Here is a 23,658-nt window from a genome sequence, read left to right on the forward strand (position 1 = left end):
TCACCCCTTGAGGCCACCCGCCAGCAGCCCGCGGACGAAGTACCGCTGAAGCCCGAAGAAGACCAGCAGCGGGACGATCATGGAAACGAACGCGCCGGCGGTGAGCCGGTGCCACTCGCTGCCACGGGTGCCGGTGAGTTCCGCCAACCGCTGCGTGATCGGGGCGACGTCGGGCGTTCCACCGGAGAATACGAGCGCCACCAGCAGGTCGTTCCAGACCCACAGGAACTGGAAGATGGCGTAGGAAGCGAGCGCCGGCACCGATAGCGGAATGATGATGCGCCAGAAAATGGTGGCGTGCCCGGCACCGTCCACCTTCGCAGCCTCAATCACCTCACCGGGTATTTCGGCGATGAAATTGTGCAGCAGGAAGATGGCCAGCGGAAGGGCGAAAATGGTGTGCGCGACCCACAGCTGGGCGTAGGAGCCGGACGGGAGCAGCTGGACATCCCCTATCTGGAGGTTGACGAACAGTCGCAGCAACGGGATCAGTGCCATCTGGAGCGGGATGATCTGGAGGGCGAAGATGAACACAAACATGGTGTCCTTGCCCCTGAACTTCCCCCAGGCAAACATGTAGGCCGCCATGGCCGCGATCACGAGGGGAATGAGCGTGGCGGGGACAACGATCGCCAGCGAATTCACAAAGTAGGCGCCTAGATTCGGCGACTGGCTTCCGCCAGGCACCAGCACATCCCTGTAATTGTCGAGGGTTAGCTCAAGATCGCCGAAAACGTTCCACCAACCGTTGCCCTGGATGTTCTCCTCCGGTCGAAAGGACGAGAGCAGGAGCCCCGCTGTGGGAATGGTCCACAAGGTGGCGATGATGATCGCTGCGATGGTGGCGCCGCGGGAGGTCAGGCGCTGCTTGACCCGACGGGTGATGGGCGGCTGAACCGCCTGCGGCGAGTCAGCTGGCTGCGACGCGGCGGGAACTGGCGGGATGGTCGGCGTCGAACTCATCGGATCTGCCTTTGCTGCTTGAGTACTCGTGCGTTGTAGATGACCACCGGCAGCACCATGAGGAACAACACCAGTGCCAGTGCGGCACCGCGACCGGGCTCGTTGGCCCGGAACGCCTGGGTGTACATTTCGTTGGCGATCACCGACGTGTCATAGTTGCCCGCGGTCATGGTGCGCACAATATCGAAGACCTTCAGCGTGATGATGGTGATGGTGGTGACCACCACCACGAGCGCCCCGCGAATGGACGGGATGGTGATGTCCTTGAACTGCTGCCAGGCCGAGGCACCATCCAGCCGGGACGCCTCGACAATCTCTGCGGGGATGCCCTTGATCGCTGCCGAGAGGATGACCATGGCGAATCCCACCTGAATCCAGATCATGACCGCAATCAGGAAGAAGGTGTTCCCTGGTGCGTCGAGCAGGAATTGCTGGGGTTCGGCGCCAAGCCACACCAAAATCTGGTTTAGTAGGCCGATCTGTTCCTGTTCCGGGCCCCTGTAGGCGTACATGAACCGCCAAATTACACCGGCGCCCACCATGGAGATGGCCATCGGCATGAACACCAGCGCTTTAAGGGTGCGTTCGCCCCGAGCCTTGTCGATGATGACCGCGTAGACCAGCCCGATCCCCGTTGCAAGAAACGGCACCAGCGCCATCCACAGCACTGTGTTGCGGAGGGTGATCAGGGCGGTAGGTTCGGTGAACATCCAGACGAAGTTCTCGATGCCGTTGGCGTTCCCATCACGGTCAGTGAACGCCAACAGGGTGGTCTGCACGGCGGGCCAGATCATCCCGACGATCAACAGGATCGCGGCGGGTGCCAGGAAACCGGCGATCGTCACCTTGTCCCGGATCGATTTGGGCGCCCGATCAACGATGAGCATGATCAGCCCGATAATGGCGGCGAAAATGGCTAGAGCCACCACCACCTGAACAAACTTACTGCCAAGATCCTCCATTGCGCAGACTCCTTGGTGCGATAAAGGTTGGTAAAGGACGCCCGTGCGACAGGCACGGCGCAACACTGGGGCACAGGGCGCCAGTGCAAGCCCGGCGTCCCTCCCTGGTGGGGAGACGCCGGGCTAGCCGCTCGATTACTGGGGCCAGGAGCTTTCGATAGTGTCGAGAACCTCTTCGGTCTCCGAACCATTGATCCACTCAACGATGCCGCTCCAGAACGAGTTCGCACCGACGGCGCCCGGCATCAGATCTGATGCGTCGAACCGGAAGACGGTCTCTTCACTCTGCAGCAACTCGATGGACTGGCGGTCCAGATCCGAGGTTGCTACCGCGGGGTCCAGCTGGAGGTTTGCGCTGATGTTGCCACCCAGCGCAACCCGTGCGTTGGCGAATTCACCACTGGCCATGAAGCTCTGGAAGGCAACCACCTCGGGACGATCGGCGTATGCTGCAACGAACTCACCGCCGCCGGTCACCGCCTTGGCACCCGCTTCTACACCGGGGGTGATGAACGCCCACACGTCGCCATCCTCGGCGACGATGGTCTCCTCAGGCCAGTTGGCGGACTGGAAGGACGCCTGATGATGCATGGCGCAGGCCCCGTCGAGGACCGGCTGGCCGGCATCGGGGAACGGGGTCGACAGAATTGACCGCGAGTCACCGAACCCACCGTTGACATATTCGTCATTCTTCAGGATCTCTCCAACCGCGTCGAAGGCCTCGGCGATCTGAGGATCGTTAAAGGGGATCTCGTGGTTGATCCACTGGTCATACACCTCCGGGCCGGACTGGCGCAGCACGTAGTCTTCGACCCAGTCGGTGCCCGGCCAGCCCGTCGCTTCACCGGATTCGAACCCGGCGCACCATGGCATCATGGTGCCCTCGGCGGCAATTTCCTCGGTGAGGGTCGCCATCTCGTCAAGGGTTTCGGGAATCTCCCACCCCTTGTCAGCGAAGACCGTGGGGTCGTACCAGACATAGCCTTTGATGCTGGCAAGCATCGGGGCGGCGTAGAAGACGCCATCGACGGTGCCATACCCTTTCCAGTCCTCGGTCCAGTTCTCGTCAACGAGAGCCTCCACCTCGGCGGGTGCCGGAAGCACGCTTCCGCCGGCCACTTCAGTAGCGAGGAGACCGGGCTGCGGGAAGATCGCGATGTCAGGAGGTGTGCCGCCCTGGGAGCGCACGCCAATCTGCGTCTCGAATTCCTTTGACCCCTCGTAGACCACCTCGACTCCGGTGCACTCGGAGAAGTCCGCCCAGGCTCCCTCTAACCGTTCGGCTTCAACATCAACGATCGTTGAATAGACGCTGACTTCGGCTCCATCGAAGGTTCCGTAGGTTTCGTATGCGGCGCAGTCGGCTGCGGGCTCACTGCCGCCGCCGTCGCCGTCGTCCCCGGACCCGCTGCCGCAAGCGGAGAGGCCCAGTGTCAGTACGCTCAAAACCGCGATCGGCAGTAGCGTTTTCTTGGAGCGAATTATCGCCATGAATAGACTCCTTTGTCTGGCGGTGGCAGCTCATTTACCGCGCCCCGCCTCAGCGTTTGGTAAAATGAATGTAAGCGCTTACGTACCCGGCGACAATACCTGTGCCGGATGTCACGGTGTTTGATACCAAATCGTGACGCATGCTCAAGCCTCCAACGCCCCCTCCCCCCACTTTCTCCAAGGAGAGTAAATGACTGCTTCGGCACCCGCTGTCAGCGACTCGACCGACACTCCCGCAGCCCAGACCCCCTGGTGGGCGGACGCGGTAATCTACCAGATCTATCCCCGGTCCTTCGCGGACGGCAACGCCGATGGGATGGGCGATCTGGCGGGTGTCAGGAGCAGGCTCCCCTACTTGCGGAAGCTCGGAGTGGACGCCATCTGGCTGTCCCCGTTCTATGTGTCCCCGCAGGCCGACGCCGGGTACGACGTCGCCGACTACCGCGACGTCGACCCCCTGTTCGGCACGCTGGCCGACTTCGATGCGATGCTCGCTGAGGCTCACGCATCAGGCATGAAGGTGATCGTCGACCTGGTGCCGAACCACACCTCCGACGAGCACGAATGGTTCAAGGCTGCCGCCGTCGCCGCCCCCGCATCGCCGGAACGCGAGCGGTACATCTTCCGGGACGGCCTGGGCGATCACGGGGAGCTGCCGCCGAACAACTGGCAGTCCATCTTTGGAGGAAACGCCTGGACCAGGCTTGAGGACGGGCAGTGGTACCTGCACCTTTTCGACACGAAACAACCGGACCTGAACTGGGACAACCCCGAGGTCCGCGCCGAGATGGTGTCGGTGCTGCGCTTCTGGCTGGACCGCGGCGTGGATGGTTTCCGCATCGACGTGGCGCACGGCATGGTCAAGGCCGAGGGGCTCCCCGACTGGGCCGAGCAGACAAGCATGATCGACGGGAGCGGCTCGGGCCGGTCCCCCGAATCCGGGGAGCCGGAACCGGCAGACCTGAACCAGACCCCGCCCTACTTCGATCAGCCGGGGGTCCACGACATCTACCGCGAATGGAACAGGGTGCTGGCCCAGTACGACGGCGACCGTATGCTGGTTGCCGAAGCCTGGGTTGAACCCGCCGAACGGTTGTTCCGCTACGTCCGCCACGACGAAATGCAGCAGGCGTTCAACTTTGATTTCCTGCTCGCCGGGTGGGACGCGGCCCAGTTGACGGAGAGCATCACCGAATCGCTGACCGAGGCGGGGAAGGTGGGGGCGCCAAGCACCTGGGTGATGTCCAACCACGACACGGTCCGCCACACCAGCCGGTTCGGCCTTGAGGACCCCACCCAGTTCCCGAAGGGTCTCGGAACTGACCACGAGCAGCCTGACGAGGCGTTGGGGCTCTCCCGCGGCCGCGCGGCCGCGCTGGTCATGCTGGGCCTCCCCGGTTCTGCCTACCTCTATCAGGGGGACGAACTCGGGCTTCCCGAGCACACGACCCTTCCCGACGGCGTCCGCGAGGATCCCACCTTCGCCCGCACCAGCGGCACGGAGATCGGCCGCGATGGCTGCCGTGTCCCCCTGCCCTGGGTGGCGGAAGCACCAGGGTTCGGGTTCGGGGTGTACGACGCCGTCAGCGCACCGGGCGCGGCGCCCTGGCTGCCGCAGCCGTCAAGCTTTGCCGGCTACGCGGCCGACGTCCAGGTGGGCGTGGCTGGCTCAACCTACGAGCTGTACCGCAGCGCGTTGAACCTGCGTCAGAGCCATGCGTTGGGCCGCGGGCTCCTCGAGTGGACCCCCCTGAACAGCCCGCAGGAGGGGATGCTGTCCTACCGCAACGGCGCCGTGCTGGTGCTGGCTAACATGGGAGCGGCCACCATCGATCTGCCGAACGATCATCGGGTGATCCTGGCCAGCAGCGAGGCAGCCGTCGACGGCGGCCGCCTCACCATCAACGCGTCGGTGTGGCTGGTCCCCACCGATTCCTGAGGTCAGCGCACCCGTTCCGTCCGGGTGAAGCGGGTCCGGGCGCCGGAGCTGATACTGATCAGCACCGGCGTCTGGCGTCCCACGAGCAGGTCGAGGGCTTCAACCAGGTCAGTGACCTCGGTGGCCACCTCGTGCGGGGAGACCCCTGACCGCGGGAAGACCCTTACCCTCAGGGCTGGTTCGCCGTCGAAGTCGTAGGTGGTGACCGCTGCGTTCACCAGGTCGCCGCGTTCCTGCAGCGCCGCCTTCAATGCCTGCTCAGCTACTGACCCGTTGATCGTGACCCGACCGGCATCGTCGGGGGTCTCGATGCCGGTCTCCTGCGCCAGCGTTCCGGAGCGCCCGCGGCCCTGCGCCGCTACCCAGGCGACCATCAGGACCACCGCCAGCAGCATCACCAACGCCACCACAATCCATAGCCAGCTGTCCTGTTGGCCGGCAAGGGTGGTCTGGTCAAGCAGCTCGGTAATCGACCGGCCGAGCCCAGCGGCAGCGGATTGCCACCAGGTGGCCACAGCGGGGACCGCAAGCAGGGCAACTGTGGCACCGACCGCCATCAACACCGCACCGAGTAGTCCCAGCAGCAGCCGGTTGATCGCGCGTGGGGTCTGGTTCACTGGCCAATCACCCCGGACGGGGCGACGGCCACCCGCACGGCGGGCACTGGCTCCACCGAGGTCAGCCGCAGCTCGTCCTCGACGACGTCCCGGATGGACTCGACGTTGACCGGCATGCCCGACGTCGGGCGCACCTGCACGTCAACGGCCCGGCGCCCCACTGTGACCAGCACCTGGTCGGGGGTCACCCCTGCGGCGATCCGGGCGCGGCGGGCCAGCGCGGAGGCAAGCACCTCCGCGTCGACGACGATCGCGGTGCGCCGGTTCGGGATGGAATGGCGTGCGCGGCGCCCCGGGAGTACCGCGTTGAGGAAGAAGAGCAAGCCGATGATAAAGACCACCAGGCCGGCCGCGGCCAGCAGCGCCGGCTGGACGGTGCCCGGCAAGGTGCCCAGCCAGTTCCCAGCCTGCCCGGGGCTGACCAGCCACGCCTCCTGGCCGGCCGCCTTCAACGCGGCCTCGAACATCACGTACAGGCAAATGATGGAGATCAGGACGGCTGCGGCAACCGAGGGAAGCGCGCGGGAGGAATGCAGTTCGCGGCGCACTACCTTCCGGGTCAGCTGGGTGATCCGTTCGCTCACTGGGCGCGCCCACCCTCGGTCAGTTTGATCCCGGTGATTCTGATGTCGACGCGGCTGAGCTGCGAGCCGCTCAGCTGCGCCACCCGGTGGAGGATCAGCCCTTTGGCCGCGTGGGCGCGGTCCCAAATTGATCCGCCGGCACCTTCGACCAACGACGGATCCCTGACGATGCGGGTCAGCGACGGGACGGCGATGGGGAGGGCCAGCCGCAGGGCCAGCAGGCCCCGATCATCGGACCAGCTCGCCCGGATCTGCTGGGCCGGAATGTCGAAGACGTCGGCGGCGACCGCCCGCGCTGTACTGGTCAGGGCCTGGGTGCTGATCCGATTGTGCCCGGCAAGACCCGGGGCCCCGGCGTTCACGAGGATGAGCGTCGGCCCGTGAGGGCGTCACGAACGCTACCCAGGTCCAGTTTGCCCTCGGCGACCCGGCCCAGCAGGGCCCCCACCGCAACGAACAAGGTCATGAGGAGGAAACCCCAGAAACCGAAGATCAGGGCGGTGAATGCCAGGACGGCGCCCAGCGCTATGCCAACTATTGTGGGAGTCATGATGGTGGCCTAACTTGCCGCGGAACGGGATTTGTCGGGAGTCTTGGGATCGTTGAGGCCGGGTACGTGGACATCGGTGATCTCGACGTTCACCTCGATCACCTGCAGCCCGACGAGGTCCTGGACCCCGTGGTAGACGGCCGCACGGACCTGATCGGCGACGCCGGTGAGCGGGTGGCCGTACTCGGCCACCAGGACAACATCGACCGCCACCTGGGTTTCGCCTACCTCAACCTGCACGCCCTGGCTCAGGTCGCTGCCCCCGACCGCATCCCGGATGGCGCCGAGTGCCCGGCCGGCCCCTGTCCCGAGGCTGTAGACCCCTGGCACCTTCCGCGCCGCGATGGCAGCAACTTTGGCCACGGCCGGGTCTGCGATGGTGGTTTTCCCGCCGGTGGTGGCATCAGCAACCCGGATGAGGCCCTGCGACTCACCGGGTAGCTCCCGTCCGGCAACTTCCGGTGGGTGGTCAATCGGTCGGTGGCTGGGCGGTGGTGTCCGGTTCTCATCCATCAGCAGTGCACCCCTTTCGTTGTGTTCAGCCTAACGGTTACCCGCCCTGGAAGGCACGGTTGCAGGAACGCTGTCGGCGCTGGCTACTGAAGGGATTTGCTGCAGTGCTGATGCAGCCAGGCTTCGATGGGCTCGACTGCCTCCCGGTAGGAGCTTTCGTCGAAGCTCCCCCCGTCCTTCGTGCTGGCAGTGACAACATCCTGCAACCGGTCGAAGTCGCTGGCGAGCGCCGGCGGGACCATTGACTGAACATCGTCAATCTGTTTGTGGAGGCGTTCGACAGTTTCGGCGTCGGAGGCGCCCATGAAACTCAGCGGTGCCAGGAGAATTGACGACACCCCGGCGGCCACGATGACGCAGTCCTCGGTAGTGGTTTCGGCCTCCTCGGCGCTGCCCGATTCCGCTGGCGCAAAAAAGGAGTCGTCCGGTTCCGACGGGTCCGATGAGGCGTCCGGGGACGGTGCGGTGGGGTCGGCGGTGGGAGTCTCGGTGAGGATGTCAGGGAGTTCGATGGAGGTGCCAGCTGTCTCCGGGACGGAGGCTCCGCAGCCGGTGAGTGACAATGCCAGTGCCAATGCACCGACGGCACCTACTGCGACACGCGATCTCAACACCCAAGGAACTCCTGATCCGGCTGGCTACCCACTGACATGTTACTTAACGCGCGAGCGCCCCGGTCTTCTCCTTGACCGGGGCGCTTTTCTTGGCGGGTGCTGACTACCCGATCAGGCGGTCGCCTTCTTCCGCAGGGCGAACCTGCCCGTGTCGGGAAGAGCAAGCTTGAAGACCTTGGCCCAGGTAGAGGCCACCTGCTTGGGAAGGGGTCCGGTGGTGTACGGCAGACCGTAGCGGTTGCAGATTTCCTTAACCTTCACCGCCACCTCGGCGTACCGGTTCGAGGGCAGGTCGGGGAAGCAGTGGTGTTCCACCTGGTGGGACAGGTTGCCGGTCATCAGGTGCATGAACTTCGAGCCGGAGATATTGGCTGAACCAATCATCTGGCGGACGTACCAGTCACCGCGGGTCTCACCCTCGACCATTTCCTCGGTGAACGTGTCCGTCCCCTCCGGGAAGTGCCCGCAGAAGATAACAGCATGCGCCCACACGTTACGGATCGCGTTGGCCGCTAGCGTCCCATAGAGCGCCTGCTTGCCCGACCCGGTGAGCATGGCGACGGCGGGAGTGGCGGCGTAGTCCTTGGTGAACTGTTTCACAGCCTTGACGCCAACCGCCTTGAGGTCGCGTGACATGTCCTCCTTGGACTTCAGGCCCTCTTTGTACTCGGGGATCTCCAGGTCGTAGAGCGCGATTCCCCATTCAAAGACTGGGGCAAGAATGGCGTTGTACAGCGGGTTGCCCAGGTTGAAGGGGGTCCATGGCTGATCGGCGTCCATCCGCAGGAGGTTGTAGCCGACGTCGCGGTCCTTGCCGACCACGTTGGTCCAGCGGTGGTGCAGGTCGTTGTGGGTGTGCTGCCACGACCTCGCCGGGGTAACGAAGTCCCACTCCCAGGTGGTGGAGTGAATGTCGGGATCCCGCATCCAGTCCCACTGTCCGTGGAGCACATTGTGGCCGATTTCCATGTTCTCAAGGATCTTCGCGACGCTGAGCATCGCCGTACCGGCCACCCAGGCGGCCTTGTTGCGGCCGACAAGAAGCGAGGCGCGGCCGGCGATCTCGAGCCCGCGCTGCACCTTGATGACCCGCCGAATGTACGCAGCGTCGGTGGCTCCGCGCTTGGCCAGCACCTCGTCGCGGACCGCATCGAGCTCCCGGCCCAGCTCAGCTACCTGCTCATCGGAAAGATGCGCCGCCGCTGGTGGACGCACCAGGGGATGCCCGGTGGCGGCGAGCGCCCCGGGCCGGGTAACTGCAGGCTTAGTTTCGGTGCGTTCAGTCAGTGTCGTCATGCGGTGGTGCTCCTTAAAGGTCCAGATTGACGGGTCCGGCGGCTGCCGAAACACACGTCTGAATTAGTTGGCCAGGTTCCCCATGGACTTCCCCCGTACGAAGATCGCGTACCTGGCCGGCACGCAGCGGGGTGAGACAACTATGGCAAATACCCATTCGGCATCCGCTGGGCATCAGTACGCCAGCGTCTTCGCCGACGTCGAGCAGTGGTGTGTCGCCGTCGGCTTCAACCTCGCGGTCAGACGCCTCGAACTGAACCAGTCCGCCGTCGTGGCCGTCGCCGCCAGCGAGATTGGTGCTGAACCGTTCAATGGTGAGGGTGCTCCGCCCAGCGGTTCCCTCGCCGGCTGCCAGTGCAGGCTGCGCGGCCCAGAGCGCCTCGGCGTCATCGAGGAATTCTTCGGGGCCGCATGCGTAGGCCGCGCGGTCCCGCCAGTCCGGGCACAGCTCGCCGAGGTCGGCGTCGGAGCCGAAGTTCAGCCGGCCCCGCTCGCCGGTGAACAGGTGGGTGACCCGGAGGTTCGAAAACTGGTCGGCCAGTTCGTTCAACTCTTCACGGAAGAGACTGTCGCCGGGGGTCCGGGCTGAGTGGATCAGGACGACGTCGGCGTCCGGGCGGCGCGGAACCAGGGTGCGGACCATGGACATCACCGGGGTGATTCCACTTCCAGCCGTGAGCATCAGGAGGGGACGAGGGTGTTCGGGGAGCACAAACTCACCCTGCGGTGGGGCCAGGAAGAGGACGTCGCCGGGTTTGGTGTTGCGCACCAGCACGCCGGAGACCGCTCCGGCGTCGGTGACGGTGATGGCGGGGTCTTCCCCGGCGGCAGCGCTCAGGGAGTAGGACCGCCAGTGGCGGACACCGTTCAGTTCCACACCGATCCGCGCCCATTGGCCGGCCTGATGGGCTTTCCAACCCCACCCGGGATGGAAGTGGATGGTGACCGAGTCAGGAGTTTCGGGCACAACCTTAGTAACCACACCGCGTAGCTGACGACTCGAGTACACCGGGTTGAAGAGCGCAAGAACGTCTTCTGCGGCGAGAGGAGTGGTGAGGACGGATGCGGCGCGGGCCAACCGACGGAGCCGAATCATCCTCCAATTCTAGGATATCTACAGGCTGACTTCTCCTAGCAGGACATACGATTGAGCAAAGAAAACTATCCTGTCGGAACAATCTTCGAGGCTTTCCATGAGTTCTACGCCGCCTGACGCCGCGAGTATTGCGTTGGAACCACCCTGGCTGGCCCTTCCAGGGGAGATCAGCGCACTGCTCCGGCCGATGATGCCGGGGGTGGTCGAAGCGATCATCGAAGCGGTGCCGCAATTGGTTCCTACCTATGCCCGCCCCATTGAGGGCCGGTTTGGTAGAGGTCTCCGCCGAGGGGTAGCTGTTGCGCTGGAGCGGTTCCTGCAACTCCCCGGGACGCGGCTGCCTGCGCTGTCCGAGGAAAGCAGGCAGCTGGTGGCTGGGCTGGGGAGTGGCGAGTTCCGGCAGGGGCGCAGCATGGATGCCCTGCTGAGCGCTTACCGGATGGGTGCGCGCGTGACGTTCCGTGAGATGTCGCGGATCTCCATGAAGCAGGATCTGGGTCTTGACGTGGTGGTGAACCTGGGTGAGTCAATCCTCGCGTACATCGACGAGCTGTCCGCGGTGAGTGCCGAGGCCTATGCGTATGAGCAGTCCGAGCGTGCTGGAGCTGTTGACCGACGTCGGACCGAACTGCTTGAACTGCTGCTGCTGGGTCAGGCAGACGAAGCGGCGCTGCGGCAGGCGGCGTCGATGGCTGACTGGGCTTTGCCCGCGCTGCTCACCGTAGTCACCCTGCCCCTCGACCGGGCCGCCGGCCTGCGCCGCCAACTCGATCCTGGTTCACTCCTGGTGGAGCGGGAAACCGATGCGGTGGTCCTCATACCCACCCGGGATACCCCGCTGGCGCGGCGGCAGCTGTCGTCAGCGCTCGAGGGGAGGTCTGCCGCCGTCGGCCCGGCCTGCGGTTGGGAGCGGGTGCCCGATTCGCTGCGGTTGGCTGTCCTGGCCGCCACAGTGTTTCCGCCCCGTGAAGGGGCGGCGGACCCGCCGGTCTGGGCAGACGAGCATCTGGCGGAGGTGATCCTCGGTGCCGAACCCACGGCAATCACCGAGCTGGCCCAGCGGCGGCTGTCGCCGCTGGACGGAATGCGCCCCGCCCAGCGGGAACGGCTGGTACAGACGCTGCTGTCATGGCTCAAGCACTGGGGGCAGCGTGCCCCCATTGCCGCTGAGCTGCAGATTCATCCCCAGACAGTGGGATATCGGCTGGCGCAACTCAGGGAGGTCTTCGGCGACGATCTCGAGAACCCGCAGGTCCGGTTCGAATTGCAGCTGGCGTTGAATGCTGGCCGACGGTGACGACCTGACAGCGATAACCTGTCAGTCGACCCCAATATAAACTAAGGTTACTTAGGAGATTGCTGGATGCGCCGGCTAGCGTCGGCCCAGCAACCCTTCCTTTGGAACCCTTGGACTATCAGATAGGAGCACCATCTTGAAGAACAAACTTGTATTCGCAGCAGGCATGGCCGCCGGCTATGTGCTCGGCTCGCGTGCCGGCAGGGACAGCTACGACAAGCTCAAGACGCGAGCGGACGAGCTGTGGAATAACCCGAAGGTCCAGGAGACCGTCGCGGACACCGCTTCCACTCTGAAGCACAAAATGCCCGAGGTCCAGGAACAGGCTGGCGACGCCGTCAAGAAGGCCAAGGAGACCGTCACCGGAGCGCTGCACCGCAGCGACAAGGCCGACAACGCCAAGGGCTCAACCGGCCCCAGCGGCGGCAACCCCGCCAAGGTCGAGGACACGCCGTTCCAGAACCAGGACGACGATACCCGCCCCGACACCGTCTAATTGGATTGACGTCCGGCACGATGGCTGATGCCCCGCACCCCGTAGTCAACGGGTGCGGGGCATTTTCCTTGGCACTTCAGCCATCCCGCCTGGTCCCAGACAACAAAAAACCCCGCTCATTCCGAAGAACGAGCGGGGTTTTCAGTATCCCAAAACTTTGTCCAACACTGGTGGCTCCGACCGGCGTCGATCCGGTGACCTTTCGATTTTCAGTCGAACGCTCTACCAACTGAGCTACAGAGCCGTGCAACTATCCTACGACAGTCACCGCAGTCGACCAGCCGAAGCTGGCAAACCTGAGCGACCCTGACGGGACTTGAACCCGCGACCTCCGCCGTGACAGGGCGGCGCGCTAACCAACTGCGCTACAGGGCCTTGCTTTTTTGCAAGAGTTTTAGCCTACCAGCATCTCTGCCGCTTTCTGACCGCCTCAAAGTGCTCCGAGTTGATCTTCTCTTGCGTACCCCCAACGGGATTCGAACCCGTGCCGCCGCCGTGAAAGGGCGGTGTCCTAGGCCGCTAGACGATGGGGGCCAGGACCACACGAGGCAGGTAATTCTCCTCCGCTGTGGACCTATAAAACTATAGGGCCTGCATCGCGATTCCACAAAACGGAACCCGGCCCATCCCGGAGCTACCCAACGGTACAGTCAACTGTGTGCCCATCGAGATGACCCTTGACGACTTTGAGTCTGCCGTGGATGACGCGATCGACCAGATTCCCGAGGATCTGATGCGCATGATGAACAATGTGGCGATCTTCGTCCGCGAAGAATACGAGCCGGGCCCCGGCGAGGACCCCGACACTGAATTGCTCGGACTCTACGAGGGCACGCCCCTCACCGAACGCGATTCCTGGTGGGAGGCGGGCTCCCTGCCGGACAGCATCAGCATCTTCCGCCAGCCGCTCCTCCGTCACTGCGAGACCCGGGAGGAACTCATCGAGGAAATCCTCATCACCGTCATTCACGAGGTGGCGCATCACTTTGGGATCGACGACGCGCGGCTGCACGAGCTGGGCTGGGGGTAACGCCCCGCTCGCGCCGGTCAACCCGGACAGCGGATACTTGACCCTATGAACGCGCATGATCACGGGTTACCCCAGGGCACAGCAACCGGGAGGCATCGCCGGAAACTGATTGTCGTCGTCGCCATCACCCTGTCAGTTGTCCTGGTCCAGGTAGTGGGGGCCGTCTGGTCCGGCTCGCTGGCCCTGCTCGCCGATGCGGGTCATATGCTTTCTGACGCTGCGGGGGTCTCGATTGCCCTCTTTGCCTCATGGATAGCTACCCGTCCCGCGACCCGGCGGAGCACCTATGGGTACCAGCGGGCCGAGGTTCTCGCCGCGCTGGCAAACGCGATCATCCTGGTGGTGATCGCCGTCGTGATTCTCATCGAGGCGCTACGCCGCTTCAACACAAGCCCGGATATCCGCTCCGACGTCATGATCGTCACAGCGGTAATTGGTGCGGTCGCCAACCTCGCATGCCTCCTCATCCTTCGGGGCGGGCAAGCGGAAAGCCTGAACCTCCGGGGCGCCTACCTTGAAGTGTTGGGCGACCTGTTGGGTTCGGTGGCGGTGATCATCGCTGCCGTCGTGATCGCAACGACCGGCTACCTTCCCGCCGATACCCTCGCATCGATAGCCATCGCCCTGATGATCCTGCCGCGGGCCTGGAGTCTCCTGCGGGACGTCATCAATGTGCTGCTCGAATCAGCCCCCAAGGGAGTCGACTCCGAGATGATTCGCAGCCACATCCTGGGGGTTCGCGGCGTGGTGGGTGTTCACGACATTCACGCCTGGACCATCACCTCCGGCGTGCCGGTCTTCTCGGCGCACGTGGTGGTCGACGGCGCAACACTCAATGCCGAGGGCTTGGATCAGGTACTCGACCGGCTCACCCATTGCCTCCGTGACCATTTCGATACCCAGCACTGCACCTTCCAGCTCGAGCCCGCCGAACACGCAATCCACGAAAGCCGCCAGCATGCCTGAGCTGACGGGAAAATGCGACACGCCGCCGGCTAAAGCCGCCAAATGACACGACTGTTGTTTATGGTACCTGTGTGACCAATGTTGCTAAAGTGACACACATCCCCTTATTGTCGTGACTGTTGTGTAACACGCCGCGCGAGGATTTGGGGAATAGTGCAGTCATCAGGAAAGCGGCGCATGCCCTCCTTCAAAGCAGCCGGCGTCCTCGCCGCGGCAGTCCTGCTGAGCGGCGCCGGTCTCACCCCCTCGGTCGCTGCCCCCGCCACTAACGCCACTCCCACAGCTGTGATCCCCACACCGGCAGAGATCTCCGATGCGCTGGATAGCACGACGGCGAAGGCCGCGTTGGTGGACGAAATTGAGGGAATTCTCTCGACAGCAACCTCGAATCTTCAGGATGCCCAAACGACAGCGATGCAGTCCCAGGGTGCGTACATTGACGCCCTCGCTGTCCTCGAGGAACGCCGTGCCACAGCTGTTGCCACCACGGCACTGGCCGAAGAGGCCGCCTTGACCCACGACGCCGCGTCAGTCGAGGTAGGGCAGCTGGCCGGTGACCTGTACCGCTCGGGCGGGGTCACTCCCGGCATGACCATGCTCCTCAGCGGCGAGAACCCCGACGAAATCATGACGCGGGCCTCCACGATGTATGGTCTGTCAGCGAACCGGGCCACCACATTCACCAACGCCCAAACCGCGGCCAAGACCTGGGAAGCGCTCCGCCTCGATGCTGCTGCAGCCCGGCAGGCGGCAGCTGACGCAGCCGAAACGGCTCAACTGGCTGGGGAGGACAACCAGCGTGCCACTGATGCGGCGGCCCGTCAGCTGGAGGAACGGCAGGCCGAGCGCACCATCCTGGTCGACCAGCTCGCTGAGCTGCGCAACACCACCGCAGCGCTTGAGGAGCAACGCATCTCCGGGCTGGAGGCCCAGCAGCGCGAGCTGGAGCTCGCCGAGATCATCGCGGAATCTGAGCGCGCTGCAGAGGCCGCCGCGCAACGGTCCAACGACGCTCCGGCAGCTATGCAGCAGTCCGTGCCCGCCACCATCCTGCCGCCAGCCCCCACCACCGAGGCACCGGCCCCGGCACCCAGCCCACCGGCCGTGGACCGGCCAGTCGCGCCGACGCCTCCGGCACCCGCACCCGCACCCGCACCCGCACCCGCAACACCTGCACCGGCGCCGCCCACCACACCCTCGCCCCGCCCCCCGGCTCCAGCTCCGGCACCCCCAGCACCTGCGCCGGCACCCGCACCCGCTCCGGCTCCGGCACCGGCGCCCACTCCTGCACCCGCACCGCCGCCCTCGAACGGCGGCTCGGTCTCAGCCGCAATCAACTTCGCCATGTCGAAGACAGGTTCGCCAAACTTCTACCAGTGGGGTGGAACGGGACCGCGGGGCTTCGACTGCTCGGGGCTGGTCCAGCAAGCCTTCGCTTCAGCCGGCATCTCCTTGCCGCGCGTGGCGACCGCCCAATACGCAGCAAGCTCCAAGCACGTCCCACTCGCGCAGGCACAGCCCGGCGATCTGGTGTTCTGGGGATCGCCCGGGAATTTCTACCATGTCGGTATTTACCTCGGCAACAACAAGGTAGTCAACGCACTCAACGAGTCGCAGGGCATCCTGGTCACCGACCTGGCGCACATGGGTGGAATGCCGAACCTGTACCCGATGGTCGCCAGGTTCTAACCGGACGGATCCGGACCTCACCACCCGGAACCCCGGTCCGCCTGTGCTCCTCCCGCGGGGATCAGGCTGTCCGGGACTAGCTGGTCGGGGCAACCATCGGGCCGAAGTTCTCGCGGTCGAGCAGCCGCGGATCATTGCTGTCGGGAACCACGAGCACCGGCCCCTTGGCGTGATGAAGCACTCCCTGGCTCGTGGAACCCATCAGCATTCCAGCGAACCCGCCCCGCCCCCGTGTTCCCACCACCAGCAGTTCCGACGTCCGCGAATTCTCGATCAGCACCTCGACCGGTGGACCATCGAGTAGCTCAACGGAGATCTCCAAGCCCGGGAAATGACTTTGCAGCCAGGACTTCCCCGCATCCAGGGAGACCCGGATGTCTGCGTGAAGCGCTTCACGGTCCAACGGCGCCGGAACCCAGGCCAGCGACCCGGTGAAGGGTGGCAGGGAGCAGACCACTCGCAGCGGCATCCCCCGCGATACGGCTTGCTCCGCGGCAGCAAGCGAAGCCATCCGGGCCTGCTCCGAGCCGTCAACACCCACCACCACCACGCGCTCCACGTCAGCCGCAGTAGGCCCTGGCTCACCCTTCGTTTTGGGCGGCTCAACCCCCGCGTCACCAAAACGCCGTGCGGCGCAGAGCGGGATCACAACCGTGGGGCACTTCGCGTGGGCGGGCACTGCGCTGCTCACCGAACCCAGCAGGCGCCCGACAAACCCTCCCCGGCCTCGAGAGCCAACAACAATCAGTTCGGCTTCCTCCGACAGTTCCAACAGGACTCCCGCTGCATCACCTGATTCAACCCGTGGGTCGATCTCGATGGGGAGTTCCCCGATCCGGGCGACGGCCTGATTCAATACCGCCTGGGCGCCCTCGCGGATGACGGCGTCGTCGATGGTCGCATAGCCGGCATCCATGCTGGAGGCGGCGAACACTGGAACGGTGTAGGCGGTGACGACGCTCAAACGGGTGCCCCTGCGGGCTGCCTCGTGAGCGGCCCAGACGAGGGCGCATTGGCTCTGGTCGGAGCCGTCCACGCCGACCACGATCCCGCTGCCGTAGAGACTGTTTACACCATTCTCGGACTGTGCCTTTTCCATGGCCACGCCTCTCTGCGGTCACAATTTCCTGCGTTCGATAAGCGATCGGAGACCGCCGACGAACTATTTCAAAGACTACTCTCCCGCACAGGACTATTCACCGTGGCCAAAGTTATATAGGCTTCGAGAAATCGTTACTTGTTTGAGCTGCAGTTGGTTCGGATAGGTCACGAGGTGCGCTTGGTTGACCCGTTCGCAGCCAAGTGTCCGCACGGCCCGGAAGAGGCGCCGGGCCGTGCGGAATTACTCCTTCCCCCGGAGGTTTACCCTGTGAGTTTGCCGTTGCCCGGATCCGTGGCCACGCGCTCAGACGCGCACGGCGGCGCGGAGCTCACCACCACGGTGGTCATCGGGTCGGGGCTGTCCGGATTGGCTGTCGCCAGTGAGCTCAGCCGGCGCGGAATCGAATCCATCGTTGTTGAATGCATGGAAGCGGTCGACACGGGTCAACTATCCCGGACGGTCATGACCGATTCGGTGTCCCTGTCGGAGCGAACCGAGTTGCTCCGGCTCCTGCGCGGCTATGCCAGTAGCCATTCACTCGACATCAGACACAGCACGATCGCCGAGAACCTCTGCATGGTGGGCCACTCGCTCTTGCTTCCCGCCCCGGTGCTGGGCACCAAAAAATGGGCCGTTCAGACGGGCAACGGCGTCCTGCTGGCGGATCACGTAGTCCTGACCAAGTACCCCCAGAACCAGCTGCGACGGTTTCTGCTGTCTCTCGGACTGGCTGTCGGACACGACCTCAAGGCAGCTGCGCAGGCGATTGGTCTGCATCTGGTGGGGGTGGGGGAGCTTCTGAGCCCCACCACCCGCGAGATTGTCCGGCAGGCGAAGCTGGTGAGCACCGCGATCGTGCAACACCCTTCGCTCCTACCCATGCAGCGCGCGCTGGGCGCCTGAACGCTTCCTGACGATCCGGCGCCAGTCTTAGGAGTCGGAGCCCTGGCGCAACTTCTTGCGCGCTGTGACAGCCAAAACCACTGCCAGTCCGATCAGGACTACCACCATCACCACGATGCTCCAGGGAAAGTCCCCATCGGCTGTCTGCTCGGCCTGCTCTATTTCGATTGGACCCTGCGTACCGACCGAGGCTCCGGGGGTCTGCCCTGCAGCGCCGGCCGCCGCGGTGAAAGCGAAACTACCCTCAATCGGGTGGGAGTCGGAGGAGACCACGCGCCAGTTGACGGTGTATTCCCCTGCCGGAGCACCTGCCCGGACGGGCTGGCTGGCCACCCGGTTGACTATCGAGACGTCGCCCTCCGCCCAGTTCTCGCCGTCCGCGTCAAGGATTTCCACCTCCGAGCCGATTCCTGACGGAACACTGGAGAATGTCAGCTCCACCGCTGCCGGGAGCGCCTCAACACTCGCGCCGGACTCAGGATTGCTGCCCGCCAGTTCGTCGTGGGCGCTGGCCGCCGAGGCGGAACCGAGCGCGGCCATCAGCGCGACCATCAGCATCGCGGCTATCAGGGCGGGAACCCTCAGGAGGGACTGGCCGACGGCGGCACGTGCGGCTGCGGGGTAGGTAGTACTCATGCTCCAACTCTACGTGCCGGTGCTGTCAGCTGGCTGGGAGGGTCGGCGCGTCACACAGAAGTGCTCACCACGCACAACGGATAGAATCATCCCGCAGACCACCCCCCATCGTTCGAGGAATGACCATGCTCAAAAAGGGTTCCGTACTGGACCGCTATTTCGAAGTCTCACAACGCGGCAGCACCTATGCGCGCGAAATCCGCGGCGGGGTGGCCACCTTCTTCGCGATGAGCTACATCGTGGTCCTTAATCCCTTGATCCTGGCCGGGGTCGACTCCTCGGGAGCCGAACTGGGATTTGAGCGGGTTGCCGCGGTGACTGCTCTCGTGGCGGGAATTCTGACCATCGTGATGGGCGCCTGGGCCAAGTACCCGTTCGCCCTGGCCACCGGCCTTGGCGTGAACGCCTTCGTTGCCATCACCGTGGCGACCAACCCTGAGCTAACCTGGCCGCAGGTGATGGGACTGGTGGTGTTGGCCGGACTCACTATGCTGATCCTCGTCCTCACCGGTTTCCGGACAGCGGTGTTCAACGCGGTCCCGGAGAGCCTCAAGACCGCCATCGTGGTGGGCATCGGTTTGTTCATCGCGTTGATCGGCCTCGTCAACGCGGGGTTTGTCCGCCGGGTCCCCGACGTTGCGCAAACCACTGTCCCGGTAGGTCTCGGCTTCGAGGGCGCCCTGCTGGGTTGGCCAACGCTGGTCTTCGTGTTCGGTCTCATCCTGACCATCGCCCTGGTGGTCCGCAAGGTACGGGGCGGGATCCTGATCGGCGTGATCGCCTCCACCATCCTCGCGGTCGTGGTCGAAGCCGTGGCCAATGTGGGACCCAGCGTTGGGCCGGACGGCGCCAACGCCCAGGGCTGGTCCCTGGTGGTCCCCGAACTTCCTACCGGATCCTGGGTTGGCATACCGGACCTGTCGCTGATCGGAAACGTCAGTCTCTTCGGTGCTTTTGGCTCCATCGGTGCCACCGCTGCCCTGCTTCTGACGTTCACCATCCTGCTGAGCATCTTCTTCGACGCGATGGGGACCATGGTGGGCCTGGCCAATGAGGCGAAGCTCGTGGACAGGAAGGGCAACATTCCCGGCGTCAACCGGGTCCTTGTTGTCGACGCCCTGGGCGCCGTTGCTGGCGGCGCCGGGTCGGTGTCGTCCAACCAGATCTATGTCGAATCGGGTGCCGGAATCGGTGAGGGCGCCCGCACCGGTATCGCCAACATCGTCACCGGTGTGCTGTTCCTGCTCGCCATGTTCTTTACCCCGCTGATTTCGCTGGTGCCCTTCGAAGCGGTCGCCCCGGCGCTCGTCGTCGTCGGGTTCATGATGGTGGCACAGGTCGGCAGGATCGACTGGGAGGACTGGGGCGTCGCCATCCCGGCCTTCCTGACCTTCATCCTGATGCCATTTACCTACTCGATTGCCAACGGCCTAGGCGCCGGGTTCATCGCGTACGTGCTGGTGCGCACCTTCCAGGGCCGGGCCCGGGAAATCCACCCGCTGATGTGGGCTGTCGCAGGCGCCTTTGTGGTGTTCTTCGGGATCGGGCCAATCGAACTGATGCTGGGCCTGCGCTAGGGACTGGCCGGCGCAGGAACGGTGGCCAACCCGTTCCTGCGCCAACCCAGCCTGCGGGAGCTCAGCGGGCCGACCAACCGCCGTCCATCACATAGGACGAACCGGTCACCATGCCGGCAGTGTCCGATGCCAACCAGCACACCAGCCCGGCCACCTCGGCAGGTTCCACCATCCGTTTGATGGCACTCTCCGTCAGCATGATGGTGGACAGCACATCGTCCTCGCTGATCCCGTGGAGGCGGGCCTGGTCGGCAATCTGATTTTCGACCAGCGGGGTCCTCACGTAGCCGGGGTTCACGCAGTTGCTGGTCACCCCGTGGGGCCCGCCTTCGAGCGCTGTCACCTTGGACAGCCCCTCCAGGCCATGCTTCGCGGAGACGTAAGCGGATTTGAACGGCGACGCCCGCAGCCCGTGGATCGAGGACAGGTTGATGACCCGCCCAAATCCCCTGCTGTACATTCCCGGCAGCACTGCACGAATCAGCAGGAACGGTGCCTCCAGCATGAGGGTATGGATGCGCCGGAAATCCGCTGGGTCGAACTCGTGGATGGGACTGACCGTCTGGATTCCGGCGTTGTTCACCAGAATGTCGACGTCGAGGGTGAGGTCTTCCAGGCCGCCGGTCTGCAGCAGGTCAACCGTCCACGGCTCCCCGCCAATCTCCTGCGCGAGGGCCGCGGCGCCGTCGCCGTCGCGGTCCGCGACGATCACGTAGGCGCCCTGCGCTGCCAACAGGCGGGCCGTGGCAGCGCCAATCCCACTCGCGGCGCCGGTGACCAGCGCCCGACGGCCGGTGAGCGGCCGGGTCAGCGTAGCGCCCGCGTCACGGGCCGGCGCTACGCCGTCGTCGAGCTGTGTTATCTGCGCCATGACTCAGCTGTCCTTCAGGACCTTGATGCCGTGCCGCTGAGCATCCTCGGCATCAACGTCACGCAGGGAGATGCCCTTGGTTTCGCGGAGGGTGATTACCGCGATCGCGGTCACCGCACAGGCGCCCAGGACGTACAGGGCGACGCCCACCCACGAACCGGTCTCCTGCAGGATGGCTGTGGCGATGATCGGCGCCATCGACCCGGCGATGATCGAGGTCACCTGGTAGCCGAGGGACACCCCCGAATAGCGCATCCGGGTGGGGAACATCTCGGCCATGATGGCCGGCTGGCCAGCGTACATCAGCGCGTGGAAGCACAGGCCAATGGTGACTGCCAGAATAATGATGACCGGGTTCTGGGTGTCGAACATCGGGAAGGCGAAGAACGCCCAGGTTGCGCCGAGGATTGCCCCGGCCAGGTACACCGGTTTGCGGCCGAAGCGGTCGGACAGCCGGCCCACCTGCGGGATCACGAGGAAGTGGACCACGTGGGCGATCAGCAGTGCGAGGAGTAGCTGGCTGGTGTCGTACTCGTGAACAGTCTTCAGGTACACGATCGAGAAGCTGACGATGATGTAGTAGAGGATGTTCTCGGCGAAGCGCAGACCCATGGCGCCGAGGATGCCGCGGGGGTACTTCCTGACAACCTCGAGCACGCCGTAGTTGATCGACTTTTCGCGTTCAACCTGCTCGCGGGCTTCAAGGAAGATCGGCGCCTCACTGACGTGGGTGCGGATGTAGTAGCCAATCACCACGATGACCGCCGACAGCCAGAACGCTACCCGCCAGCCCCACGCGAGGAATTCATCCTCGGGGAGGATGAAGGACATCGTCAGGAGTACCACGGTGGCCAGCAGGTTTCCTACCGGGACCGCGGCCTGCGGCCAGCTCGCCCAGAAGCCACGGGACTTGTTGGGGCTGTGCTCGGCTACCAGCAGAACTGCACCACCCCATTCACCGCCGACGGCGAAGCCCTGGACGAAACGCAGGACCACCAGCAGGGCTGGCGCCCAGTAGCCGATCGAGTTGAAGCCGGGCAGGCAGCCCATCAGGAAGGTGGCAACGCCCACCAGAATGATGGTCACCTGCAGGGTGTGCTTGCGGCCGAGCTTGTCACCAATCTGGCCGAAGAAGATTCCCCCGAGCGGCCGGGCAATGAAGCCGACGGCGTAGGTCAGGAACGCCGCGATGATGCCATCCAGTGGGGTTGCGGCGTTGGGGAAGAACACTACTGCGAAGACGAGGGTGGCAGCGGTGGCGTACAGGAAGAACTCGTACCACTCGACGACCGTTCCCACCATCGAGGCGGCAACAACCTTTTTGAGTCCTGAGGTTTCGGTCCGGTCCTGGCCGGATTGAGTGGAGCGTTGATTGACGCTCATGACGATCTCCTTCTGTGTCGGCGGTGACACCTGAATGAACTGGGGGTGCTGTGACTGCTGTCACTTCCTGGCAACCTCATTGAGTATCCCTGCAGATTGCCTGTGCTTCAATGACCACATCCGCACCCCGAACCTGCAAAAATGCAGAGGTGAGCACACTGAATCCCGATGACCTGCTGATCCTGCTGGCCGTTTCGCACACCGGACGGTTCACGTCGGCGGCCGAAAGCCTCAACCTGAACCACACCACTGTGTCGCGCCGCATCACCGCGCTGGAGAAGAGCCTCGGTGGGCACGTCCTCGTCCGTGCCAGCGGGGGATGGGAATTGACCCAGTTGGGGGGCCGGGCGGTAGCCGCTGCGGAGCGGGTCGCGACCGCGCTGGCGATCCTGGCGGGCAACGACGACGACGGCAGTCCGGTTGCCGGCGTCGTCCGGATGAGCGCCACCGACGGGTTCAGCGCCTACATTGCCGCGCCGGCGTTTGCGAGGCTCAGGCGCCGGCATCCACGCCTGACGATCGAGATTGTTGCGGCAACCCGCCGTGCGTCGCAGACCCGCAGTGGCCTGGATCTTGAGGTGGTGGTCGGCGAACCGCAGGTGCACCGGGCGGAAGCGATGCGGCTGGGCGAATACATGCTGGGCCTCTACGCATCGCGCGACTATCTCGCCGAGACCCCTGCACCCCTCTCCGTTGACGAGGCTTCCGAGCATCCGCTGGTCTACTTCATCGACTCGATGCTGCAGGTCGACAGCCTCGACGCGCCCCGGCGGTTGCTGCCCACCATGAAGGATTCCCTCAGTTCGACCAACGTCTTTGTGCATGTGGAGGCTACCCGGGCGGGTGCCGGACTGGGGCTGCTGCCCTGCTTCATGGCCGACCGGCATGAAGATCTGGTGCGCCTGCTCCCCGAGGCGATTGCCGAGCGCCTCGCGTACTGGCTGGTGGCCCGGCCTGATTCACTGCGGCAACCAGCCGTCGCTGCGGTGGTCGCCGCCCTGAGGGAAGCGACCACAGCCTACGAGGATGACCTGCTGGGTAAAAGGATCAGCCGCCGCCGCCAAGCGCCAGGCTAGGCGTCAG

General features: G+C 64.6%; 24 protein-coding genes and 3 tRNA genes. 9 read left to right on the forward strand and 18 right to left on the reverse strand.

Translation table 11 applies throughout. From position 1 onward, the window contains the following. From IWX62_RS00860 to IWX62_RS00870, 3 genes are all read right to left on the reverse strand, one after another. Complete coding sequence (locus tag IWX62_RS00860; RefSeq protein ID WP_196839476.1) at positions 1-963, reverse strand: carbohydrate ABC transporter permease; 963 nt, start codon at positions 961-963, stop codon at positions 1-3. Next, positions 960-1,925, reverse strand: coding sequence for a carbohydrate ABC transporter permease (locus IWX62_RS00865; protein ID WP_196839477.1), 966 nt, complete (start codon positions 1,923-1,925; stop codon positions 960-962). Before IWX62_RS00865 ends, IWX62_RS00860 begins: the two co-directional genes overlap by 4 nt. A gap of 135 nt (positions 1,926-2,060) precedes the next feature. Then, positions 2,061-3,416: an ABC transporter substrate-binding protein gene (locus IWX62_RS00870; protein WP_196839478.1), complete on the reverse strand. Its 1,356-nt coding sequence runs from the start codon at positions 3,414-3,416 to the stop codon at positions 2,061-2,063. A gap of 190 nt (positions 3,417-3,606) precedes the next feature. Between IWX62_RS00870 and IWX62_RS00875 the strand changes: the two genes are divergently transcribed. Further along, positions 3,607-5,355 (forward strand): glycoside hydrolase family 13 protein, encoded by a 1,749-nt coding sequence (locus IWX62_RS00875; RefSeq protein WP_196839479.1) that lies wholly within the window; start codon positions 3,607-3,609, stop codon positions 5,353-5,355. 2 nt (positions 5,356-5,357) lie between these two features. On the opposite strand, the gene IWX62_RS00880 is transcribed toward IWX62_RS00875, so the two are convergent. From IWX62_RS00880 to IWX62_RS00915, 8 genes are all read right to left on the reverse strand, one after another. After that, complete coding sequence (locus tag IWX62_RS00880; protein ID WP_196839480.1) at positions 5,358-5,972, reverse strand: hypothetical protein; 615 nt, start codon at positions 5,970-5,972, stop codon at positions 5,358-5,360. Beyond that, positions 5,969-6,556, reverse strand: coding sequence for a DUF6286 domain-containing protein (locus IWX62_RS00885; RefSeq protein ID WP_196839481.1), 588 nt, complete (start codon positions 6,554-6,556; stop codon positions 5,969-5,971). Before IWX62_RS00885 ends, IWX62_RS00880 begins: the two co-directional genes overlap by 4 nt. Next, a complete protein-coding gene (locus tag IWX62_RS00890) occupies positions 6,553-6,918 on the reverse strand; it encodes a hypothetical protein (protein WP_196839482.1) in 366 nt (121 codons plus the stop codon). Before IWX62_RS00890 ends, IWX62_RS00885 begins: the two co-directional genes overlap by 4 nt. Continuing rightward, positions 6,915-7,106 (reverse strand): DUF2273 domain-containing protein, encoded by a 192-nt coding sequence (locus IWX62_RS00895; protein ID WP_196839483.1) that lies wholly within the window; start codon positions 7,104-7,106, stop codon positions 6,915-6,917. Before IWX62_RS00895 ends, IWX62_RS00890 begins: the two co-directional genes overlap by 4 nt. A 9-nt stretch (positions 7,107-7,115) precedes the next feature. After that, on the reverse strand, positions 7,116-7,619 hold the full coding sequence (locus tag IWX62_RS00900) for an Asp23/Gls24 family envelope stress response protein (RefSeq protein WP_196839484.1): 504 nt from the start codon (positions 7,617-7,619) through the stop codon (positions 7,116-7,118). 83 nt (positions 7,620-7,702) lie between these two features. Beyond that, positions 7,703-8,233 (reverse strand): hypothetical protein, encoded by a 531-nt coding sequence (locus tag IWX62_RS00905; RefSeq protein ID WP_196839485.1) that lies wholly within the window; start codon positions 8,231-8,233, stop codon positions 7,703-7,705. Between the two features lie 111 nt (positions 8,234-8,344). Further along, entirely contained in the window at positions 8,345-9,529 is a 1,185-nt protein-coding gene (locus IWX62_RS00910; protein ID WP_196839486.1) for a fatty acid desaturase family protein, read from the reverse strand. Between the two features lie 13 nt (positions 9,530-9,542). Further along, positions 9,543-10,625 carry a ferredoxin reductase gene (locus IWX62_RS00915; RefSeq protein WP_196839487.1) on the reverse strand — a complete coding sequence of 361 codons (1,083 nt, stop codon included), beginning with the start codon at positions 10,623-10,625 and terminating at the stop codon, positions 9,543-9,545. Between the two features lie 97 nt (positions 10,626-10,722). Between IWX62_RS00915 and IWX62_RS00920 the strand changes: the two genes are divergently transcribed. Both IWX62_RS00920 and IWX62_RS00925 read left to right on the forward strand, forming a co-directional pair. Further along, positions 10,723-11,922 carry a PucR family transcriptional regulator gene (locus tag IWX62_RS00920; protein ID WP_196839488.1) on the forward strand — a complete coding sequence of 400 codons (1,200 nt, stop codon included), beginning with the start codon at positions 10,723-10,725 and terminating at the stop codon, positions 11,920-11,922. A gap of 136 nt (positions 11,923-12,058) precedes the next feature. Then, positions 12,059-12,418: a YtxH domain-containing protein gene (locus IWX62_RS00925; RefSeq protein ID WP_196839489.1), complete on the forward strand. Its 360-nt coding sequence runs from the start codon at positions 12,059-12,061 to the stop codon at positions 12,416-12,418. 168 nt (positions 12,419-12,586) lie between these two features. Here the strand turns inward: IWX62_RS00925 and IWX62_RS00930 are convergent. The 3 genes from IWX62_RS00930 to IWX62_RS00940 form a co-directional block, all read right to left on the reverse strand. Continuing rightward, a tRNA-Phe gene (locus IWX62_RS00930) sits at positions 12,587-12,662 on the reverse strand. Between the two features lie 57 nt (positions 12,663-12,719). Then, a tRNA-Asp gene (locus IWX62_RS00935) sits at positions 12,720-12,793 on the reverse strand. A gap of 86 nt (positions 12,794-12,879) precedes the next feature. Beyond that, positions 12,880-12,952, reverse strand: a tRNA-Glu gene (locus tag IWX62_RS00940). A gap of 136 nt (positions 12,953-13,088) precedes the next feature. Between IWX62_RS00940 and IWX62_RS00945 the strand changes: the two genes are divergently transcribed. From IWX62_RS00945 to IWX62_RS00955, 3 genes are all read left to right on the forward strand, one after another. Next, positions 13,089-13,448: a metallopeptidase family protein gene (locus tag IWX62_RS00945; protein ID WP_196839828.1), complete on the forward strand. Its 360-nt coding sequence runs from the start codon at positions 13,089-13,091 to the stop codon at positions 13,446-13,448. A 45-nt stretch (positions 13,449-13,493) separates the two neighbouring features. Next, on the forward strand, positions 13,494-14,414 hold the full coding sequence (locus IWX62_RS00950) for a cation diffusion facilitator family transporter (RefSeq protein ID WP_196839490.1): 921 nt from the start codon (positions 13,494-13,496) through the stop codon (positions 14,412-14,414). A 177-nt stretch (positions 14,415-14,591) separates the two neighbouring features. After that, the gene (locus IWX62_RS00955) at positions 14,592-16,103 is read left to right on the forward strand and encodes a C40 family peptidase (protein WP_196839491.1); all 1,512 of its coding nucleotides are present in this window, start codon (positions 14,592-14,594) and stop codon (positions 16,101-16,103) included. A gap of 76 nt (positions 16,104-16,179) precedes the next feature. Here the strand turns inward: IWX62_RS00955 and IWX62_RS00960 are convergent, their stop codons facing one another. Next, the gene (locus IWX62_RS00960; RefSeq protein WP_196839492.1) at positions 16,180-17,202 is read right to left on the reverse strand and encodes a universal stress protein; all 1,023 of its coding nucleotides are present in this window, start codon (positions 17,200-17,202) and stop codon (positions 16,180-16,182) included. Between the two features lie 270 nt (positions 17,203-17,472). Between IWX62_RS00960 and IWX62_RS00965 the strand changes: the two genes are divergently transcribed. Then, the gene (locus tag IWX62_RS00965) at positions 17,473-18,108 is read left to right on the forward strand and encodes an FAD-dependent monooxygenase (RefSeq protein ID WP_333483130.1); all 636 of its coding nucleotides are present in this window, start codon (positions 17,473-17,475) and stop codon (positions 18,106-18,108) included. A 27-nt stretch (positions 18,109-18,135) separates the two neighbouring features. On the opposite strand, the gene IWX62_RS00970 is transcribed toward IWX62_RS00965, so the two are convergent. Next, positions 18,136-18,744 (reverse strand): copper resistance CopC family protein, encoded by a 609-nt coding sequence (locus tag IWX62_RS00970; protein ID WP_333483131.1) that lies wholly within the window; start codon positions 18,742-18,744, stop codon positions 18,136-18,138. A gap of 125 nt (positions 18,745-18,869) precedes the next feature. Between IWX62_RS00970 and IWX62_RS00975 the strand changes: the two genes are divergently transcribed. After that, positions 18,870-20,321, forward strand: a complete 1,452-nt coding sequence (locus IWX62_RS00975; protein WP_196839831.1) for an NCS2 family permease — start codon at positions 18,870-18,872, stop codon at positions 20,319-20,321. A 61-nt stretch (positions 20,322-20,382) separates the two neighbouring features. On the opposite strand, the gene IWX62_RS00980 is transcribed toward IWX62_RS00975, so the two are convergent. Beyond that, positions 20,383-21,192 (reverse strand): 3-hydroxybutyrate dehydrogenase, encoded by an 810-nt coding sequence (locus tag IWX62_RS00980; protein WP_442859221.1) that lies wholly within the window; start codon positions 21,190-21,192, stop codon positions 20,383-20,385. Positions 21,193-21,195: 3 nt separating this feature from the next. Further along, entirely contained in the window at positions 21,196-22,575 is a 1,380-nt protein-coding gene (locus IWX62_RS00985) for an MFS transporter (protein WP_196839493.1), read from the reverse strand. Between the two features lie 110 nt (positions 22,576-22,685). Here IWX62_RS00985 and IWX62_RS00990 point away from each other — a divergent pair, with 110 nt between their 5' ends. Then, on the forward strand, positions 22,686-23,651 hold the full coding sequence (locus tag IWX62_RS00990; protein WP_196839494.1) for a LysR family transcriptional regulator: 966 nt from the start codon (positions 22,686-22,688) through the stop codon (positions 23,649-23,651). Positions 23,652-23,658 lie beyond the last annotated feature (7 nt).

The organism is Arthrobacter sp. CAN_A1, assembly GCF_015751665.1.
Lineage (GTDB): Bacteria > Actinomycetota > Actinomycetes > Actinomycetales > Micrococcaceae > Arthrobacter_D.

Excerpts from the sequence above, each read along its gene's own strand:
- IWX62_RS00970 (WP_333483131.1), bottom strand. The coding sequence starts at position 18,744 with ATGAGTACTACCTACCCCGCAGCCGCACGTGCCGCCGTCGGCCAGTCC.
- IWX62_RS00895 (WP_196839483.1), bottom strand. The coding sequence starts at position 7,106 with ATGACTCCCACAATAGTTGGCATAGCGCTGGGCGCCGTCCTGGCATTC.
- IWX62_RS00950 (WP_196839490.1), top strand. The coding sequence starts at position 13,494 with ATGAACGCGCATGATCACGGGTTACCCCAGGGCACAGCAACCGGGAGG.
- IWX62_RS00955 (WP_196839491.1), top strand. The coding sequence starts at position 14,592 with ATGCCCTCCTTCAAAGCAGCCGGCGTCCTCGCCGCGGCAGTCCTGCTG.
- IWX62_RS00985 (WP_196839493.1), bottom strand. The coding sequence starts at position 22,575 with ATGAGCGTCAATCAACGCTCCACTCAATCCGGCCAGGACCGGACCGAA.
- IWX62_RS00975 (WP_196839831.1), top strand. The coding sequence starts at position 18,870 with ATGCTCAAAAAGGGTTCCGTACTGGACCGCTATTTCGAAGTCTCACAA.
- IWX62_RS00990 (WP_196839494.1), top strand. The coding sequence starts at position 22,686 with ATGACCACATCCGCACCCCGAACCTGCAAAAATGCAGAGGTGAGCACA.
- IWX62_RS00960 (WP_196839492.1), bottom strand. The coding sequence starts at position 17,202 with ATGGAAAAGGCACAGTCCGAGAATGGTGTAAACAGTCTCTACGGCAGC.
- IWX62_RS00900 (WP_196839484.1), bottom strand. The coding sequence starts at position 7,619 with ATGGATGAGAACCGGACACCACCGCCCAGCCACCGACCGATTGACCAC.
- IWX62_RS00980 (WP_442859221.1), bottom strand. The coding sequence starts at position 21,192 with ATGGCGCAGATAACACAGCTCGACGACGGCGTAGCGCCGGCCCGTGAC.
- IWX62_RS00870 (WP_196839478.1), bottom strand. The coding sequence starts at position 3,416 with ATGGCGATAATTCGCTCCAAGAAAACGCTACTGCCGATCGCGGTTTTG.
- IWX62_RS00860 (WP_196839476.1), bottom strand. The coding sequence starts at position 963 with ATGAGTTCGACGCCGACCATCCCGCCAGTTCCCGCCGCGTCGCAGCCA.
- IWX62_RS00945 (WP_196839828.1), top strand. The coding sequence starts at position 13,089 with ATGACCCTTGACGACTTTGAGTCTGCCGTGGATGACGCGATCGACCAG.
- IWX62_RS00875 (WP_196839479.1), top strand. The coding sequence starts at position 3,607 with ATGACTGCTTCGGCACCCGCTGTCAGCGACTCGACCGACACTCCCGCA.
- IWX62_RS00865 (WP_196839477.1), bottom strand. The coding sequence starts at position 1,925 with ATGGAGGATCTTGGCAGTAAGTTTGTTCAGGTGGTGGTGGCTCTAGCC.
- IWX62_RS00920 (WP_196839488.1), top strand. The coding sequence starts at position 10,723 with ATGAGTTCTACGCCGCCTGACGCCGCGAGTATTGCGTTGGAACCACCC.
- IWX62_RS00910 (WP_196839486.1), bottom strand. The coding sequence starts at position 9,529 with ATGACGACACTGACTGAACGCACCGAAACTAAGCCTGCAGTTACCCGG.
- IWX62_RS00915 (WP_196839487.1), bottom strand. The coding sequence starts at position 10,625 with ATGATTCGGCTCCGTCGGTTGGCCCGCGCCGCATCCGTCCTCACCACT.